General features: G+C 70.4%; 13 protein-coding genes. 7 read left to right on the top strand and 6 right to left on the bottom strand.

Going from position 1 to position 14,861, the window contains the following annotated elements; genetic code table 11:
- The first annotated feature begins 346 nt into the window (after positions 1-346).
- Positions 347-808 carry a hypothetical protein gene (locus tag OO69_RS53850; RefSeq protein ID WP_420707873.1) on the top strand — a complete coding sequence of 154 codons (462 nt, stop codon included), beginning with the start codon at positions 347-349 and terminating at the stop codon, positions 806-808.
- Here the strand turns inward: OO69_RS53850 and OO69_RS14185 are convergent.
- The 4 genes from OO69_RS14185 to OO69_RS14200 all read right to left on the bottom strand — a co-directional run bounded on the left by OO69_RS14185 (position 720) and on the right by OO69_RS14200 (position 5,674).
- A complete protein-coding gene (locus tag OO69_RS14185; protein WP_033280957.1) occupies positions 720-1,946 on the bottom strand; it encodes a hypothetical protein in 1,227 nt (408 codons plus the stop codon). The genes OO69_RS53850 and OO69_RS14185 overlap by 89 nt on opposite strands.
- A gap of 94 nt (positions 1,947-2,040) precedes the next feature.
- On the bottom strand, positions 2,041-2,901 hold the full coding sequence (locus OO69_RS49405) for a hypothetical protein (RefSeq protein ID WP_158713388.1): 861 nt from the start codon (positions 2,899-2,901) through the stop codon (positions 2,041-2,043).
- Positions 2,902-2,936: 35 nt separating this feature from the next.
- On the bottom strand, positions 2,937-4,265 hold the full coding sequence (locus OO69_RS14195) for a cysteine desulfurase (protein WP_051801001.1): 1,329 nt from the start codon (positions 4,263-4,265) through the stop codon (positions 2,937-2,939).
- Complete coding sequence (locus tag OO69_RS14200) at positions 4,262-5,674, bottom strand: family 2B encapsulin nanocompartment shell protein (RefSeq protein ID WP_051801002.1); 1,413 nt, start codon at positions 5,672-5,674, stop codon at positions 4,262-4,264. The genes OO69_RS14195 and OO69_RS14200 overlap by 4 nt, the downstream gene beginning before the upstream one ends.
- Positions 5,675-5,878: 204 nt before the next feature.
- Here OO69_RS14200 and OO69_RS14205 point away from each other — a divergent pair, with 204 nt between their 5' ends.
- Positions 5,879-6,301, top strand: coding sequence for an OsmC family peroxiredoxin (locus OO69_RS14205; protein WP_033280958.1), 423 nt, complete (start codon positions 5,879-5,881; stop codon positions 6,299-6,301).
- Between the two features lie 339 nt (positions 6,302-6,640).
- Here the strand turns inward: OO69_RS14205 and OO69_RS14210 are convergent, their stop codons facing one another.
- Positions 6,641-7,606, bottom strand: coding sequence for a ScbA/BarX family gamma-butyrolactone biosynthesis protein (locus OO69_RS14210; RefSeq protein ID WP_234444432.1), 966 nt, complete (start codon positions 7,604-7,606; stop codon positions 6,641-6,643).
- 109 nt (positions 7,607-7,715) lie between these two features.
- Here OO69_RS14210 and OO69_RS14215 point away from each other — a divergent pair, with 109 nt between their 5' ends.
- From OO69_RS14215 to OO69_RS14230, 4 genes are all read left to right on the top strand, one after another.
- Positions 7,716-8,378 carry a ScbR family autoregulator-binding transcription factor gene (locus tag OO69_RS14215; RefSeq protein WP_033280960.1) on the top strand — a complete coding sequence of 221 codons (663 nt, stop codon included), beginning with the start codon at positions 7,716-7,718 and terminating at the stop codon, positions 8,376-8,378.
- Positions 8,379-8,614: 236 nt separating this feature from the next.
- Positions 8,615-9,295 (top strand): SDR family NAD(P)-dependent oxidoreductase, encoded by a 681-nt coding sequence (locus tag OO69_RS14220; RefSeq protein ID WP_033280961.1) that lies wholly within the window; start codon positions 8,615-8,617, stop codon positions 9,293-9,295.
- 75 nt (positions 9,296-9,370) lie between these two features.
- Entirely contained in the window at positions 9,371-10,426 is a 1,056-nt protein-coding gene (locus tag OO69_RS14225; RefSeq protein ID WP_033280962.1) for an MBL fold metallo-hydrolase, read from the top strand.
- A gap of 32 nt (positions 10,427-10,458) precedes the next feature.
- A complete protein-coding gene (locus tag OO69_RS14230) occupies positions 10,459-11,220 on the top strand; it encodes an SDR family NAD(P)-dependent oxidoreductase (RefSeq protein ID WP_033280963.1) in 762 nt (253 codons plus the stop codon).
- Between the two features lie 43 nt (positions 11,221-11,263).
- Here the strand turns inward: OO69_RS14230 and OO69_RS14235 are convergent, their stop codons facing one another.
- A complete protein-coding gene (locus tag OO69_RS14235; protein ID WP_234444433.1) occupies positions 11,264-11,977 on the bottom strand; it encodes a class I SAM-dependent methyltransferase in 714 nt (237 codons plus the stop codon).
- A gap of 188 nt (positions 11,978-12,165) precedes the next feature.
- On the opposite strand from OO69_RS14235, the gene OO69_RS14240 reads away from it, so the two are divergent.
- Positions 12,166-14,850, top strand: a complete 2,685-nt coding sequence (locus OO69_RS14240) for a LuxR C-terminal-related transcriptional regulator (protein WP_106971042.1) — start codon at positions 12,166-12,168, stop codon at positions 14,848-14,850.
- The last annotated feature ends 11 nt before the right edge of the window (positions 14,851-14,861 follow it).

Consider the following 14,861-nt stretch of genomic DNA (forward strand, 5'->3'; position numbering starts at 1 on the left):
ACGTGCGCTGCGGTCGTCCTGGGGTGTGCGGGTGTCGGACCGGTGTTCGGTGTAGTCGATCCGGGGCGTGGGGGTGTCGGATCGGCATCCGAACCCCGCCGACCCATCGCGGACATGTGGACGACATGATCGCAACGCGTCAACCACGCCGGGCTGTTGGTGACGACCAACGTCGTACGGCCCACCCTCACCCCGCGGACGCGCTCGGCGATCGCGTCCTCCGTGACCGTGTCCACCGCGGTGGTCGGTTCGTGCAGGACCAGTACCGGCGGCCGGGCCGCGAGCGCCGGCCGAGCGCGACGCGCTGGCGCTGACCGCGGCCGCCCTCAGAGACGGCAAGGCCGATGTGGCGCTGCTGTGTCTCGGCACCGACGACCTCACCGGCCTGCGCACCGCCGACCTGACCGAGGAGTCACCCTTCGCGCTGGTCCCGCGCGACCATCCACTGGCTCGGCGCCCGACGGTGACGGTCGCCGAACACCGCCAGGACGCCAACTTCGACCCCGAGTGCCCGCCGCGCGGGCTCGACGAGATCCTCGACCGGGTCGTCCTCGGACGCCTGGTCCCCGTCGCGGGTTCGGGCGCCGCCGAACGGATCCCGTCCGAGGTGGCCGCGGTACCGGTGTCCGACCTGCCGCCCACCCGCATGGCCTGGCCGGAGGATGCTCGACGCGAAGGACGTCTCGCTGTCGATGTAACGGGCGCAGGCCAAGGACGCGTCACAGGGGACTCCGGCGGAGCTGGAGACGGGTCGCGCTCACCACGGTGTCGCCGTCGACGCAGACTTCGGCGGCTGGCTGATGGCTGAGGAAACCGAGCAGGGCGGCGGTCAGGCCGTAGGCACCGACGTTGGGGACGGCGAACAGGTCGCCCGCGCTCGGCAGGGGGAGCGGCAGGGCTTGGTGCCAGGTGTCCAGGGGTGAGCACAGGGGGCCGACCAGCCGGCACTCCGTGAGGGCGCCGGGGCGCGGGGTGACCGGGTACGCCTCGATCCGTACGGGTGGTTGGCGGGCCCGCGCGGTGCCGCCCAGCTGGTTGATGCCCGCGTCGAGGACGACGTAGGCCGTGCCCTTGGAGATCTTCGTGTCGACGACCGAGCACACCAGGGTTCCGCAGGGCGCGGTCAGACAGCGGCCGGACTCGAAGACGATCTCTGGTCTGCCTTCGGTCCAACCAGGGGTGTATTCGCCGAGCAGCGCGGTCAGTTGGGGGCGCAGGCCGGGGAAGTGCGACGGTACGGCGGCGCGGGCGTACGGCGCTCCGAAGCCGCCGCCCAGGTTGAGGCGCTTCAGCGGCAGGCCCACGTCGGCGAGGGCGGCGGCTGTCGTCAGTGCCGTCTCGAACTCGGCGAGCAGGGCGTCCGTCGTGTCCAGCCCCGTGCCCATGTACAGGTGCAGGCCGGTGAGTTGGGCGTTCGGTACGTGTGTGTAGCGCCCGGGGTCGGCTCGCACCGCTGCCGAGTCCACGCCGAACTGCGAGGCGAGGCCTGCCATCGTCAGTGCTGCCTGGGTGCTGGTCCGGTCCGGGTTGATCCGCAGGAGGCAATGGGCAGTTGTGCCGGCGCGGGCCGCCGCCGCTCCGATGCGGTGGAGGTCGCCGTCGGACTCGGCGCTGAAGTCGCGTACGCCGTGGGCCAGGGCGAAGTCGAGAAGGGCGGTCGTCTTGCCAGGGCCACCGACCATGCAGTGCGGCGGGGGACAGCCGGCGGCCAGAGCCGTCTCCAACTCCGCCTCCGAGGTCACCTCCGCCCAACACCCCCGCGCGCGCAGCCGTTCGGCGATGCGGGGGTGCGGGTTCGCCTTGAGCGAGTAGTACAGGGTGTGGGGGAGGGGCAGCGCGCGCGTCAACCGCGCGTGGGCGGCGTCCAGTTCGCGAAGGTCGTAGCGGTAGAACGGGGTGCCGAACGTCTCGGCGAGTTCCTGGACCGACGTCCCCGCGGCCGTCACGGGCGGACGTCCAGCAGCGCGAGGCGACTGCGAACCAGCCCGTCGAGTACGTGAGTTGCCGTCACCCGCGCGTCCTGGTGCCCGTTGGCCTCCATCAGGATGCTCGGGTGCGCGCTCCCGCCGAACCGGTCGCAGACCCCCGTGTGCGCGGCGAACATCTCGGCCTCGCGTCCTGGAAGGCCCGGATCGGCCACGTCTCCGGATCCAGCGAGGCGAAGACGGGCCCCATACGGCGGTACAGCTCCACCAACACCCGGTGATCAGGGCCCTGTACGCCGCTGAACCCCGGTGGCACGCCGGGCGGCATCATGCTCGGCCGTACCGTGTCCGCGTACGCCTCCGCCGGGAAGTCCGCGGTGAACCGCAAGGCCGCCGCCGCACCGCGACTCAGGGCTGCCGCCGCCGACAGCGCCGAGCACGTCGTGGGCCGATCGTCCTCACTGACGGCGCGGGCCAGCCCGGAGAGAGCCGAGACGATCCCCTGCGTCACGACGAAGAACAGCCGGTGGCCACACCGCCACCGGCGCAGTGCCGCTGTCCGGTCTCCGCTCGTGGGCCCGACCTCCGGCACCGGCCCGAGGCTGTCGTCACCGTCGCCGAACAGCACGCCGGCGCCCGCGAACAGGGCCCGCCACTCCGCTTTCGGCAGGTCGGAGCCGGACTGTTCGGCATCGTCGAGCACGTCCAAGTGCGCGATGAGGAAAGGGAGTCCGACCGCCGCGGGTTCTTGCGACAAGGTGCGCCGCACTCCGAAGAAGTCGTCCTGCGCGCGGCTGTCCGGATCGCGGATCCCGGGCCCTGCCGGACAGAGCTTCGCCAGCCGTTTCGCCAACTCCTCCCGCACCACTGCCCGTTGGGCGCGGCTCCTCGTCAGCACCTTCGGTCCAAGGCCCTCGGCCGCGAGGACCGCGCCCGCTCTTCGTACGGGGCCGAGTCCCGGTACGAGCTCCGGCATGATCATGAGCAGGGGTGCAGTGGGTTGAGGAGATGTCATGGTCGGCCTTCCGGGAAGTGTTTGAGAGTCGCCACTCGGCCTCCCTGGCCAGGGCTCAACTCCCTTACGAGCTGGTCGATTTCGTCGTGGGTGTTGTAGAAGGCGAAGGAGGGGCGGACGGCGGCGGTGAGGCCGTAGCGCCGCAGGACAGGCTGGGCGCAGTGGTGGCCGGCGCGGACTGCGATGCCGGCGGCGTCCAGCGTCTTGGCGATCTGGGCGGGGGCGGTGCCGTCGATTGTGAAGGCTGTGACGCCGACCCCGTTCGAGGGGCCGAGCAGGCGCAGGCCCGGCACGTCGTCGGCGAGGCGGTGTCGGGCGTACGCGACGAGTGCGGTCTCGTGGGCATGGGCCGCGTCCAGGCCGATGGATTCCAGGTAGTCGACGGCGGCGCCCAGCCCGACCGCGCCGGCGATGTGACCGGTGCCCGCCTCGAACTTCTGAGGGGGCGGCGCGTATTGCGTGTGCTCGAAGCTGACGGAGGTGATCATAGAACCGCCGCCCTGCCAGGGTGGCATCTCCTCAAGGAGTTCTGAACGGCCGTACAGGACACCGATTCCGGTCGGGCCGAAGAGCTTGTGGCCGGACAGGACGTAGAAGTCGGCGCCCAACTCGCCTACCTTCACGCGTAGATGGGGAACGGCCTGGGCGCCGTCGACGAGGACGACCGCGCCGTGCGCGTGCGCGGCGTCGGCCATCGCGCGGACGGGGAGGACGGTGCCGAGCACATTGGAGACGTGGGCGACGGCGACGATCCGGGTGCGGGGGCCGAGGAGGGCGTCGTAGGCGGCGAGGTCCACGGTGCCGTCGTCGTGGAGGGGGACGATCCGCAGCCGGGCGCCCTTCTCGGCGCACAGCATCTGCCAGGGGACGATGTTGGCATGGTGTTCGAGGGTGGTGAGGACGATCTCGTCGCCGGCGCCGACACGCGTGCGGCCCCAGGTCTGGGCAACCAGGTTGATGCCTTCGGTGGCGCCCCGTACGAAGACGATCTCCTCGGGCCGGGCGGCGCCGATGAAACCCGCGATCCGGCTTCGCGCGCTCTCCAGCAAGGTGGTGGCTTCACGGGCGAGGGTGTGTGCGCCCCGGTGCACGTTGGAGTTGTGGTGGGCGTAGAACTCGCTTACGGCGTCGATGACTTGGCGGGGCTTGTGGGCCGTGGCGGCGCTGTCGAGCCAGATGAGCGGGCGGCCGTTGACGATGCGGGAGAGGGCGGGGAAGTCGGCGCGCACACGGTGCACGGGGAAGGCCGACGGGCGGGACGCGGCTGTTCCGGCCTGGTCCAGCCAGTACCTGGCGCCGGCCGGGTTCGGGTCGGTCGCGCTCATGCGTACTGGTGGTAGTGGGCAACCTGGACCTGCTCCAGCATGCCGATCGCGTCGTCGACGAGGACGGCGGCGGAGAAGTAGGAGCTGACGAGGTGCGAGGCCACGGCCCGCCGGTCCAGGCCCATCGGTTCGACCGCGATGCCCGGGGCGTGTTCATGGGGAAGGCGGTCCGGGCGCAGGCCCACGACACCGCGGTTCTCCTCACCGACCCGCAGCAGCAGGATGGTTGAAGTGGACTCCACCGGGTCGACCGGGATCTTGTCGGTGGGGACGAGCGGGACCCCTCGCCAGCTCAGGAACGGGCTGCCGTACATCTCGAAGATCGCCGGGGGCACACCCCGGCGCGTACATTCGCGGCCGAACGCGCCGATCGCGCGTGGGTGGGCGAGGAAGAACGCGGGCTGTTTCCATACGACGGTGAGGAGTTCGTCGAGGTCGTCGGGGGTCGGCGGGCCCGTGCGGGAGCGGACGCGGAAGGCGGGGGCGACGTTGCTGAGGAGCCCGAACTCCGGGTCGTTCAGCAGCTCGCGCTCCTGCTGCTCCAGGATCAACTCGACGGTCAGGCGCAGTTGTTCCTCGTGCTGGTTCAGCGGCACGTTGTAGAGGTCGGAGACGCGGGAGTGCATCCTCAACACGGTCTGGGCCACGGCGAGTTCGTGCTCGCGCGGCTGGGGGTCGTAGTCCACGAAGGTCTCGGGCAGCTCCGCCTCGCCGTGATGCCCCGAGGCGACGGCCGGTGTGCCCGCGCCGCCGGACTGCCCGCCGTCCCTGAACTGACCGAAGGCGCGGGCGAGTTCGGGGTGGTCGTGCTCCAACTGCCGTAACCGGTCCGGGTCCAGGACGAGCAGGGTGCTGTTGGTCAGGGCGACCACCGTGTACGGCCAGTCGCCGCCGCGGAGGGCCGCCTCCTCGTCGAAGAACTCCTCCTCGCCCATGATCCCGAGCACCGTCGGTTCGCCGTAGTGCCCGGTGCCGCGCTTCTCCAACTGGCCGTGCGCGACGACGTACAGGCCGTCCGCCGGCCTGCCCGCCTCGGCCAGCGTCGTACCGGCGATGACGTGCTTCGTGCGGAACGCGCCCGCGACCTCCTCCAGCAGGCGCAGGTCCATCACGTCGCGCAGGGCGAGGAGTTCACGCATGTCCTCGGCCATGATCCGGCTGCCGTCGGCGCCCGGAAGGAGGGTGATCCGGCCGTCGCCCACGGCGTAGGCGACACAGCGGTTGACCCGGTAGGTACCGGCTTCCACCTCTACCCAGGGGAGGAGCTTGAGCAGCCAGCGCGGGGTGGTCAGCGAGAGTTGCGCCGGGGTCTTGGTCGTGGTGGCGATGGAGCGGGCGGCACGGGTGCCGAGGCTGGTGGCGGCCGGGGTGGTGGGCTGGGTGCCGTCGTCGACGGTCCGTTCACTCACGATGATCCCTTCCTGGAATTCTCACACCCTGAATTCCCCGGTTCTCGGCCTCTTAAATTAATCAATTCGGGGACTTGACCGAAACGATCGTTATGTTCACGATGAGCACGGGAAAAGGCCTCAACTCCCTTTATTCGTCCGACTGTTCGGCGCAGATTCCGCTTCGCGCGCCATCAGCCATTCGCACGGCACACAGGAGACTTGATGGAGATCACCGGAAATACCCGAACCCACTGGGAAGGCCCCCTGAACGAGGGCGTCGGCCGGATGAATTTCGGCTCGGGCGCGGCCTCCCCGGATCTGCGCTACCCCCTCAGCCCGATCCCGCCCCAGCGTCAGACGTCCCCCGAGGAGCTGATCGCCGCCGCTCAGGGAGCCTGCTTCACGATGATGCTGTCCCATGTCCTCACGGAGGCCGGGACCCCGCCGAGCAGCGTGACCACGGAATGCGACGCGACCCTGAGCGTCGGCACCGGATTCACGCTCATCACCATCAGGGTCGAGGCGGCCGTACCGGGAATCACCGAGGAGGAACTGCGCCGGGCCGCCGCGACCGCGGAGCAACGCTGCCCGGTCAGCAAGGCGTTGAGCGCGATTCCGTCGAATGTGCAGACGGTGCTGGTCTGATCGCGAGCGGGGTCGTGAGGGGTCGGTGTGAAGGGGAAACGGCAGGCCGGCTCCGGGTGTTGGGGTGACGCCGTCCTGGGATTGCCGGGGACCTGCCTGTCGCGGCGGCCATGATCACCGACGTGGCCGGCTTCCGATTCAACTCCGCCTCGAATAGCTCAAGTTGCCGTAGGGAGAAGCGCCCCGCACCGTTCGACGGGTTCCGGAGCGGTGCGTGGTGGCTCTCGCGATGGGCGCCCGTCCTTCGAGCGGGCAGGCGTCCATCGCGGGCCGTCAACGGGTGAGAAGGCGCGGGGCTGTCGAACGGGGTGAACGTGGAGTCGCGACCCTGACGGTGAGTTACCCCTTCGCCGCGAACGACAGCGTGCCGGACGCGGTCGTATCGCAGCCCTGGGTGATCTGGAAGGCCCAGCCGTCCCCGGCCGGTGCGCACTCGACATGGACGGGTGCGTTCCACTCGGTGAAGCGCAGGGCCTGCATGTGGCAGCCGTTCAGTCGGCCTGGGGAGGCTCCTGCCAGGCAGGCCGCCTGGCGGGCCGCTTCCAGCAGGACCATGCCGGGGACGTGGTCGCTGGGGTGATCGAAGAAGCGTGGGTGGCGGAGGTCGGCGGGTGCCACCAGCAACGCTCCGGAAGGGTCGCGGACGAGCATCACGTCGCCGGGGGAAGGGACCGACACCTCGGTGGGTGAGGGGCGCAGGTGCACGTTGTCCGGGACGGGGTCGGCGGCGGCGTTCGGGCCTCGGAACGTCTCGTACTCCTCCTCGGACAGGACCCGGACGCGTCCGAAGGCCGAGCCGAACTCCCGCCCGGCGGCGGAGAATTGGATCCGCACGTTCAGCGCGACCGGCCAAGGAACGGCGTCGACGTGGCGTACGTCGTGCACCTCGGCCCGGCACAGCACGTCGGTGGCGCCGTAACCGACCACCGGTTCCGCGCTGTTGTCGAGCTGGAAGCCGACGCTTCTGATGACGGGCCTGCTCGTGCTCGGGGCGCCGAGGAAGCGCTGGCAGATGTACAGGCCGACCTGGCGGATGGTCTCGGCGGCGAGCATCGGATCGTGCCGCTCGCCGGAACCAGAACCAGACCCAGAACCGGCATCGGAGGTGATATCGGATGTGGCGTACGAACGCGGCCACTGAGCCGCGAGGAGGAATCGGCCGTCCGGCAGCGCTCGCGCATCGGTCAGCAGGACTTCGGCGACCGCGTTCCGGTGTACGAGCGTCCTGGACACACAGCTGTCCCAGCTCAGCGTCAGCTCTTCCGGGTCGGCTTCGGGCCGTACGAGAGAAGGTGATTCAGTCATAAAATAATAGAAGCTATGGTTCTCCGGCATCGGTACGGGAAACGGCGGCCTGTCGGCTAGATTCACCGGAAAAGACGATCCGGCACGCAGGACAGGGACGACCGAGAATATGCAGGAACGTGCGGAAGCCACCCGACGGGCTGTTCTGGCGACGGCCGCCGTGCTGTTCGAACAGCATGGGTACGTCGGTGCGAGCATCAGCGACGTGGCGCGTACGAGCGGATACACCAGCGGGGCGATCTATTTCCATTTCGGCAGCAAGGAAGGGCTGGCCCGGGGTGTCCTGGAAGCCCATTTCGCCGAATGGCCGCGATACGTGGAGCGTTGGGAATCCCAGGAGGGTCCGGTACTCGACCGGCTGGTGGGCCTGAGCCTCGCAGTGGCCCGGGAATTCCGTGACAACGTGATCGTCCGCGCCGGCAACCGGCTCTGGAGCGAGCGCAGGAGCATCCCCGTCTCCCTGCCCCGGCCCTTCGTGGGATGGATCGACGCGGCCGCCCGCATGCTGGCCGCCGCCGAGGAAGCGGGGGAACTCGCCCCCGGCGCCGACGTCGAGCGCGCCGCCCGCGTCCTCGTCTCCAGCTTCTTCGGGGTGCACACCGTCTCCGACGCGCTGGACGACCGCCGCAACATCGAGGACGCGGTGAGCGACCTGTGGATGCTGCTCCTGCCGGGGCTGCAGGCGGCGCCGGCGGATCCGGCGAAGTGCCTGGAAGGGGCCAGGAAGTTGTTGGGGACTACTCGGGTGTGGCCTGCGCCGAGTGTGAGATGAAAGGGCGCGTGATCCGATTGGGCGTCGCCTGACCGAGGCGATGCCGCTCTCGAAGTGCACGGTCACCCCTTAACACCCTTACCGGCGGCGTGAGTTCAAGACGCCGCAGCTCCCCTTTCTCTCCGCGCCCCGCCTGCCTCCCACAGATCACCGGAATCCGGTGAGGACCGCTCACCTGCCCTACGGCGAACCTGACGTGCAGGGACCTCGGCAACGCCAGGCAGGGAGGCGGTCTCATGAGTGAGCGTGTGGCGGTGGTGGTCGGTGCGGGCGGTGGCCTGGGTCTTGCCACCGCGGTAGTACTCGCGGACGCCGGATTCAGCGTGACCGCGGTCGACCGTACGGCGAAGGCACTGGAGCAACTGCCCGACGGCATCCGCCGGGAGGTGGGCGACGCGACCGACCCCGCCGTGGCCAGGAGCGTCCTCGACCGGATCGCCACCGAGTCCGGACCTCCCGAGGTGCTGGTGAACACCCTCGGCGCGTTCCGCCCGGGAGACGCGCTCGCCGCGACCCCCGACGACCTGCGGGTCATGCTGGACGTCAACCTCGGCGCCGCGCTGTGGCTGAGCCAGGCCGTGGCGCCGTACATGCGCCGACGCGGTGGGGGCGCCATCGTGCACGTGTCCGCCCGGCCGGCGAGCGAGCCGACCGCCGGTATGGCCGCGTACAGCCTCGGCAAGGCGGCGCTCAACCACCTCGTCCGCATCCTCGACCTGGAACTGCGCCCGCACGGCATCCGCGTGAACGCCGTCGCTCCGCAACTCCTCGACACGGCCAAGAACCGGGCCGTGCTCCCTCCGGAGGCGCTGGCCCACGCCGTCGCGCCGGAGGCGATCGCGAACGTCATCGGGTTCCTCGCCGGAGACCTCGCCGCGGACATCAGTGGGGCGATCGTGCCCGCCTACGGCGCGTAGCCCGGACCGGTCCCACGCCCCGTACGCCTCCCATTCCCGTCCCATGCACATCACCCCCCACTCGAAGGGAACCCCATGTCATCGACGAACCGCCGATCCTTCCTCGCCCGCAGCGCGGTCCTGGCGGCCGTCCCCACGGTCGCCGCGCTCGCCGACGGCGCGTTCGCCGGCCAGGCGTCCGCCGCCACTCCCACGCTGCCCGACTACGCGCCGATCCCGTCGTCCGCGCTCGGCCCCGCCGTCAACTCGCAGGGCTACTACGTCGGTCGGGTCGAGCGGAACCTGTACTGGGTGACCGACGGCACGTACCAGGCGGCGTTCCTGACGACCCGTGAGGGTGTCGTGCTGTTCGACGCGCCGCCCACCATCGGGCACAACCTCCAGCGGGCCATCGACGAGATCGCCGCCGCCAACGGCGTCTCGAACAGAGTGACCCACCTGATCTACTCCCACCACCACGCCGACCACCTCGGCGCCTCGTCGTTGTTCGGCCGGCACGTGGTGCGGATCGGGCACGCGGAGAACAGGCGGCTGCTGGCACGCGACAACGACCCGACCCGGCCGCTGCCCGACGTGACGTTCGAGAACCGCTACACACTGCGCGTGGGCGGCGAGCGCATCGACCTTGCCTGGCACGGCACCAACCACTCGCCCGACAACATCTACATCCACCTGCCGGACCACGACACGCTCATGCTGGTCGACGTCAACCTGCCCGGCTGGGTACCCTTCGACAGCTTCAACCTGAACGAGGACGTACCCGCCTCCATAGCCGCCCCGGCCAAGGCGATGACGTACCCGTGGAAGCACTACATCGGCGGCCACATGGGACGCCTCGGCACCCGCCAGGACATGGCCGTCTACCAGCGGTACGTGAACGACATCGTCGACAACGTCAAGAAGGCGCTGACGGCGGTCGACCCCACGCCGTACTTCGCCAAGTACGGCGACAACGCCTGGGCCGCGGTCAAGGAGTACCAGGCCGCTCAAGTCGCCTACGCCGCCGACCCGGTGATCAAGAAGTACACCGGGGTCCTCGCCGCCGCCGACGTCTACACGGCCAGCACCACGTTCATCATCCTCGAATCGCTCCGCCTCGACCTCGGCCAGGGCTCGCAGGTCCATGCCTGATCACCGCGCGACACACCAGAAGGGGCACTGAGATGCCAGGCCGACTGGCCGGAAAGGTCTGCGTCGTCACCGGTACCGGCGGGAGCATGGGGCGTGCCACCGCCCTGGCGTTCGCCCGGGAGGGCGCCCGGGTCGTCGGGTGCGACGTGACGGTCCAAGAGGCGGAGAAGACCGTCGAGTTGGTGCGCGCGGAGGGCGGCGAGATGGTGTCGCTGCAACCGTGCCGACTCGACGAACCCGCCGAATCCACCAGGCTCGTCGACTTCGCGGTGGAGCGGTTCAGCCGGATCGACGTCCTGTTCAACCTCGCCGCCCGGGCCCACTTCAACTGGCTGGAGGACGTCACCGACGAGGACTGGGACGGCGCGCGCCGCGACGAGGTCGACCTGGTCTTCTACCTCACCCGCGCCGCATGGCCCCAACTGAAGGCCAGCCAGGGCGTGGTGGTGAACATGGCCTCCCTGAACGGCTCCCTCGGCTTCAAGGGCTTCCCGTCCCTGTCTCATACGACGAACAAGGCGGCGGTCATCGGTATGACCCGTCAACTGGCCATGGAGGGCGGCGAGTTCGGCATCCGCGTCAACTCGATCTCACCCGGCCTGATCGAAAGCCGGGCCACCCGCGAGCAGTTGGAGAACGACGACTTCTCCCGCCAGATGCTCGGCCGGACCCTCCTGGGCCGAGTGGGCCGACCTGAGGACGTGGCGAACGCGGCGCTGTTCCTCGCGTCCGACGAGAGCGCGTACGTGACCGGTGTCGACCTCGTCGTCGACGGCGGCATGAAGGTCTGGTGACCGTCAACTCGCCGGTCCGGTAAGGCCGTTCACCTCACCCTGTTCACCCTGTCCGGCCCACGACGAGCTCGTAGAAGATCGGCTCGCCGCTCGTCGTCACGCGGTGCTGGAACCTCGTCCGTTCCAGCACCACGAGACGACCGTCGGCCACCAGCCGCTCGACCGCAGCGCCGAACCCGTCCGGATCCGATGCGTCCATCCACCGCTCGTCGATCGTGAAGGCGACGGGAGCGCCGGCCGGCAGCAGCGCGAGGGCGTTCTCGAGCGCCCGCGGTGTGGCGTGCGTGCCGCCGAACGCTCCTGCCGACACCAACCCGCCCAGCATGTACGGCCGTAGCGCCTCACGCAGTGAGTCGGGGTGCACGAAGTCGCCGACCACGTAGTCGGCGTAGACACCCGGCCGGTCGCGCAGACTCGCCTCGCGCGCGGCCGGCAGCGCGTCGACCCCGACAACCTGGGCTACGCCCCCGTCACGCACGAGTTCGCCGACCAGTCCCGTGCCGGAGCCGACGTCGAGGACGGTCAGCGAGCCCGGCTCCGACCCGAGGCGCTCAGCCGCGCGCAGGAAGCCCGCTGCCGAGACCTGAGGCGACCGGCACTGGAGCAGCTCCTGGACGACATGCTCGTAGAGGCCGGGCACGGCGTAGATCCGCGGGTACTCGTGCAGGTGCACCAACTCCCGCTCGCCCAGGGCGATGTACTCGCCGTCGGTCTCCGGCGGGCCGAGCAGACGGACGTCCGCAAACACATCTGACATGTCCGCGAGGCTATGCGAACGCGTTTGCGTGCCGCCATCAGTGGTCGGCAGTCGAACCCCTTGATCCTTTTACTGGATACGGCCCCCAGGCCACGCCCAGGAGCACCGCCGCGCAGGCGACAGTTCGCCGCCGGGATGCCGTGATGGACATCGGCTACGCAGTGATGCGCATCGGCTACGCTGACCGCGTGGCTGACGGACATCGCGCGACCCCTGACCTACGGGCCGCAGCGGATTCGGGCCGCTCGGCGACCCGGGGCCGACCCGGACTCATCGCCCGCCGCGACCTCGTCGCCACCCTGGACCGTGCCGTAGAGAAGCAAGTGACGCTGGTCTCCGCGCCCGCCGGCAGCGGGAAGACGTCGTTGCTGCGCACGTGGGCCGAGCGGCCTGACCAGGACCGCCGTATCGCGTTCGTGTCCGTACGGCCGGGGCAGCGGGACGGGCAGTTGTTCTGGCTCGCTCTGCTGGACGCGGTCCGCGCCGCGGCGGGTGGCCAAGGTGCGGGCGAGCCTTCGGCCGTGACACCCGGTTCCGACGGCGGTGCCGTCATGGACAAGGTGCTGTCCGAGATCACCGCGTCCCCGAAGCCCTTCTTCCTCGTCGTCGACGACCTCCACGAGCTCGGATCCGCCGCGGCCGTCGAGCAGTTGGGCACGCTGCTGACCAGCCTTCCCCAGGGTGTCCACGCGATCGTGGCCACCCGCCGGGACCCGTCGCTGCGCCTGCACAAACTGCGGCTGGCCGGTGAACTCGCCGAGATCCGCGCCGCGCAGCTCCGCTTCACCGAGGCCGAGACCCGCGAACTCCTGACCGCCACCAAGATCGTGCTGCCCGACCCCGTGGCCGAGAGGCTGCACCAGCGCACCGAGGGCTGGGCCGCAGGGCTGCGGCTCGCCGTGCTCTCGCTGGCCGGACATCCGGATCCCGAGCGGTTCGTCGCCGAGTTCTCCGGCAGTCACCGTACGGTCGCCGAGTACCTCCTGGCCGAGATGCTGGAGCGCCAAACGCCGCACGTACAGCGGCTGTTGCTGCGCACCTCGCTGCTCGACCGGGTCAACGGCGAGCTGGCGGACCTGCTCACGGGCGCGACCGGGTCGGAACGCATCCTGCTGGACCTGGAGGACGCCAACGCGTTCGTCGTCGCCCTCGATCCGGGCCGGACCTGGTTCCGCTACCACCACATGTTCGGCGACCTGCTTCGGCTGGAGCTGCGCCGCACGCTCCCCGGGAACATCCTCGAACTGCACCGGCTGGCCGCGCGCTGGTTCGCCGAACACGCCCAGGCCGCCGACGCCGTCCGGCATCTGCAGGCCGCCGGGGACTGGGCCGAGGCGGCGCACCTGCTCGCCGATCACACCGTCAGCCTCACCCTGGACGGACAGGCCGCAACCGTCGTCGCGCTGCTGCACGCCTTCCCGGTCCGCACCGGCGAGGAACGCCCCGAGCTGGCCCTCGTCCACGCCAACGCCGATCTGCACCAGCACCGCCTGGACGAGGCCCAGGCACATCTCGACATCGCCAGGTCGTACGCCGACACGAGCCCACCCGACCGCAGGCATCGGCTGCGGCTGGCGATCGCTTCCCTGGACCTGCTGCTGGCCCGGCTGCGCGGGCACTTCGACGCCGTGTTCGAGCAGGCCGACGCCCTGCCGTCCCCGACCACCGGCCAGTCCACCACCGAGGTCGCGCTCGCCGGCGACCTCCGAGCGCTCGCCCTGCTGAACCTGGGCGTCACCGAGGCCTGGTCGCTACGGCTCGACGACAGCGAACGGCACCTTCTGGAGGGCGCCGCGCTCGCCCACGACATCGGCCGCCCCTATCTGGAGGTGGCCTGCCTCGCCCACCTCGGATTCGCCTCAGGCCACCGTTCGTTCGCCCTGGTCCGGCGCCGCTGCGAGGAGGCCCTGGCGCTGGCCGAGCGGTACGGCTGGGGCGCCGAGCCGGTCATCGTCCCTGCCCAGGTGTCCTTCGCCGGGACGCTGATCTGCACGGGCGAGTTCGAGCAGGGGCAGCAATGGCTGGAGCGTGCCCGGCGCGCCACTCAGTCCGAGGGCGAGCCCGGTGTCCGGCTGCTGGTGCATCTGGTCTCCGCGATGCTTCCGGCGGCGCGCGGTCAACTCCAGGAGACCCTGGCCGAGTTGACCGCCGCCGAGCAGGTGCAGTCCCACATGAGGGGCGAGCACGGGCTCTGGTCCCGGGTGACCGGCTGGACGGTGGCCACCCAGGCCCGCCTCGGCATGCTCGACCAGGCACGGGCCGGCCTCGCCGCCCTCGACGAACGGCGGGCCGCCACCGGCGAGATCCGCACCGCGGCCGCGGTGATCCGCCTCGCCGAGCAGGACCCCGCGGGTGCCCGCCGCGAACTCCGGTCGGTCCTCGACGGCACCGCCCCCGTCAACTCCTTCCTCACCCCGATCGAGGCCCATCTCCTGGACGCGCTCGCCTGCCGCGACCTCGGCGACAAACACGCGGCGGGGACGGCCGTGGAGCAGGCGCTGAACCTCGCCGAAGCGGACCGGATGATCCTGCCGTTCGTGATGACCGGTGCCTGGGAACTGCTGGAGTCCCTGCCGCAGCGAACGTCGCACGCCGCGCTGGTCTCCGACATTCTTGACGTCGTGCGCGGAACCGGCGGGCCGGACCGGCCGCCTTCGGTACCGGCCGAGACCCTCAGCCCGAGTGAGTTGCGCGTCCTGCGCTACCTGCCGACGAACCTCACCCGCCCCGAGATCGCCGGCGAACTCTCGGTCTCGCTCAACACCGTCAACACCCACATCCGGCGGATCTACGCGAAGCTCGGCGCCGGCGACCGGTCCTCGGCGGTGCAGCGCGGCCGTGAGCTGCGGCTCCTGTCGAACGGCCGCGGCTGAGGACCGTACGA

Source organism: Streptomyces sp. NRRL F-525 (genome assembly GCF_000716605.1).
In the GTDB taxonomy this organism is placed as follows: Bacteria; Actinomycetota; Actinomycetes; order Streptomycetales; family Streptomycetaceae; genus Streptomyces.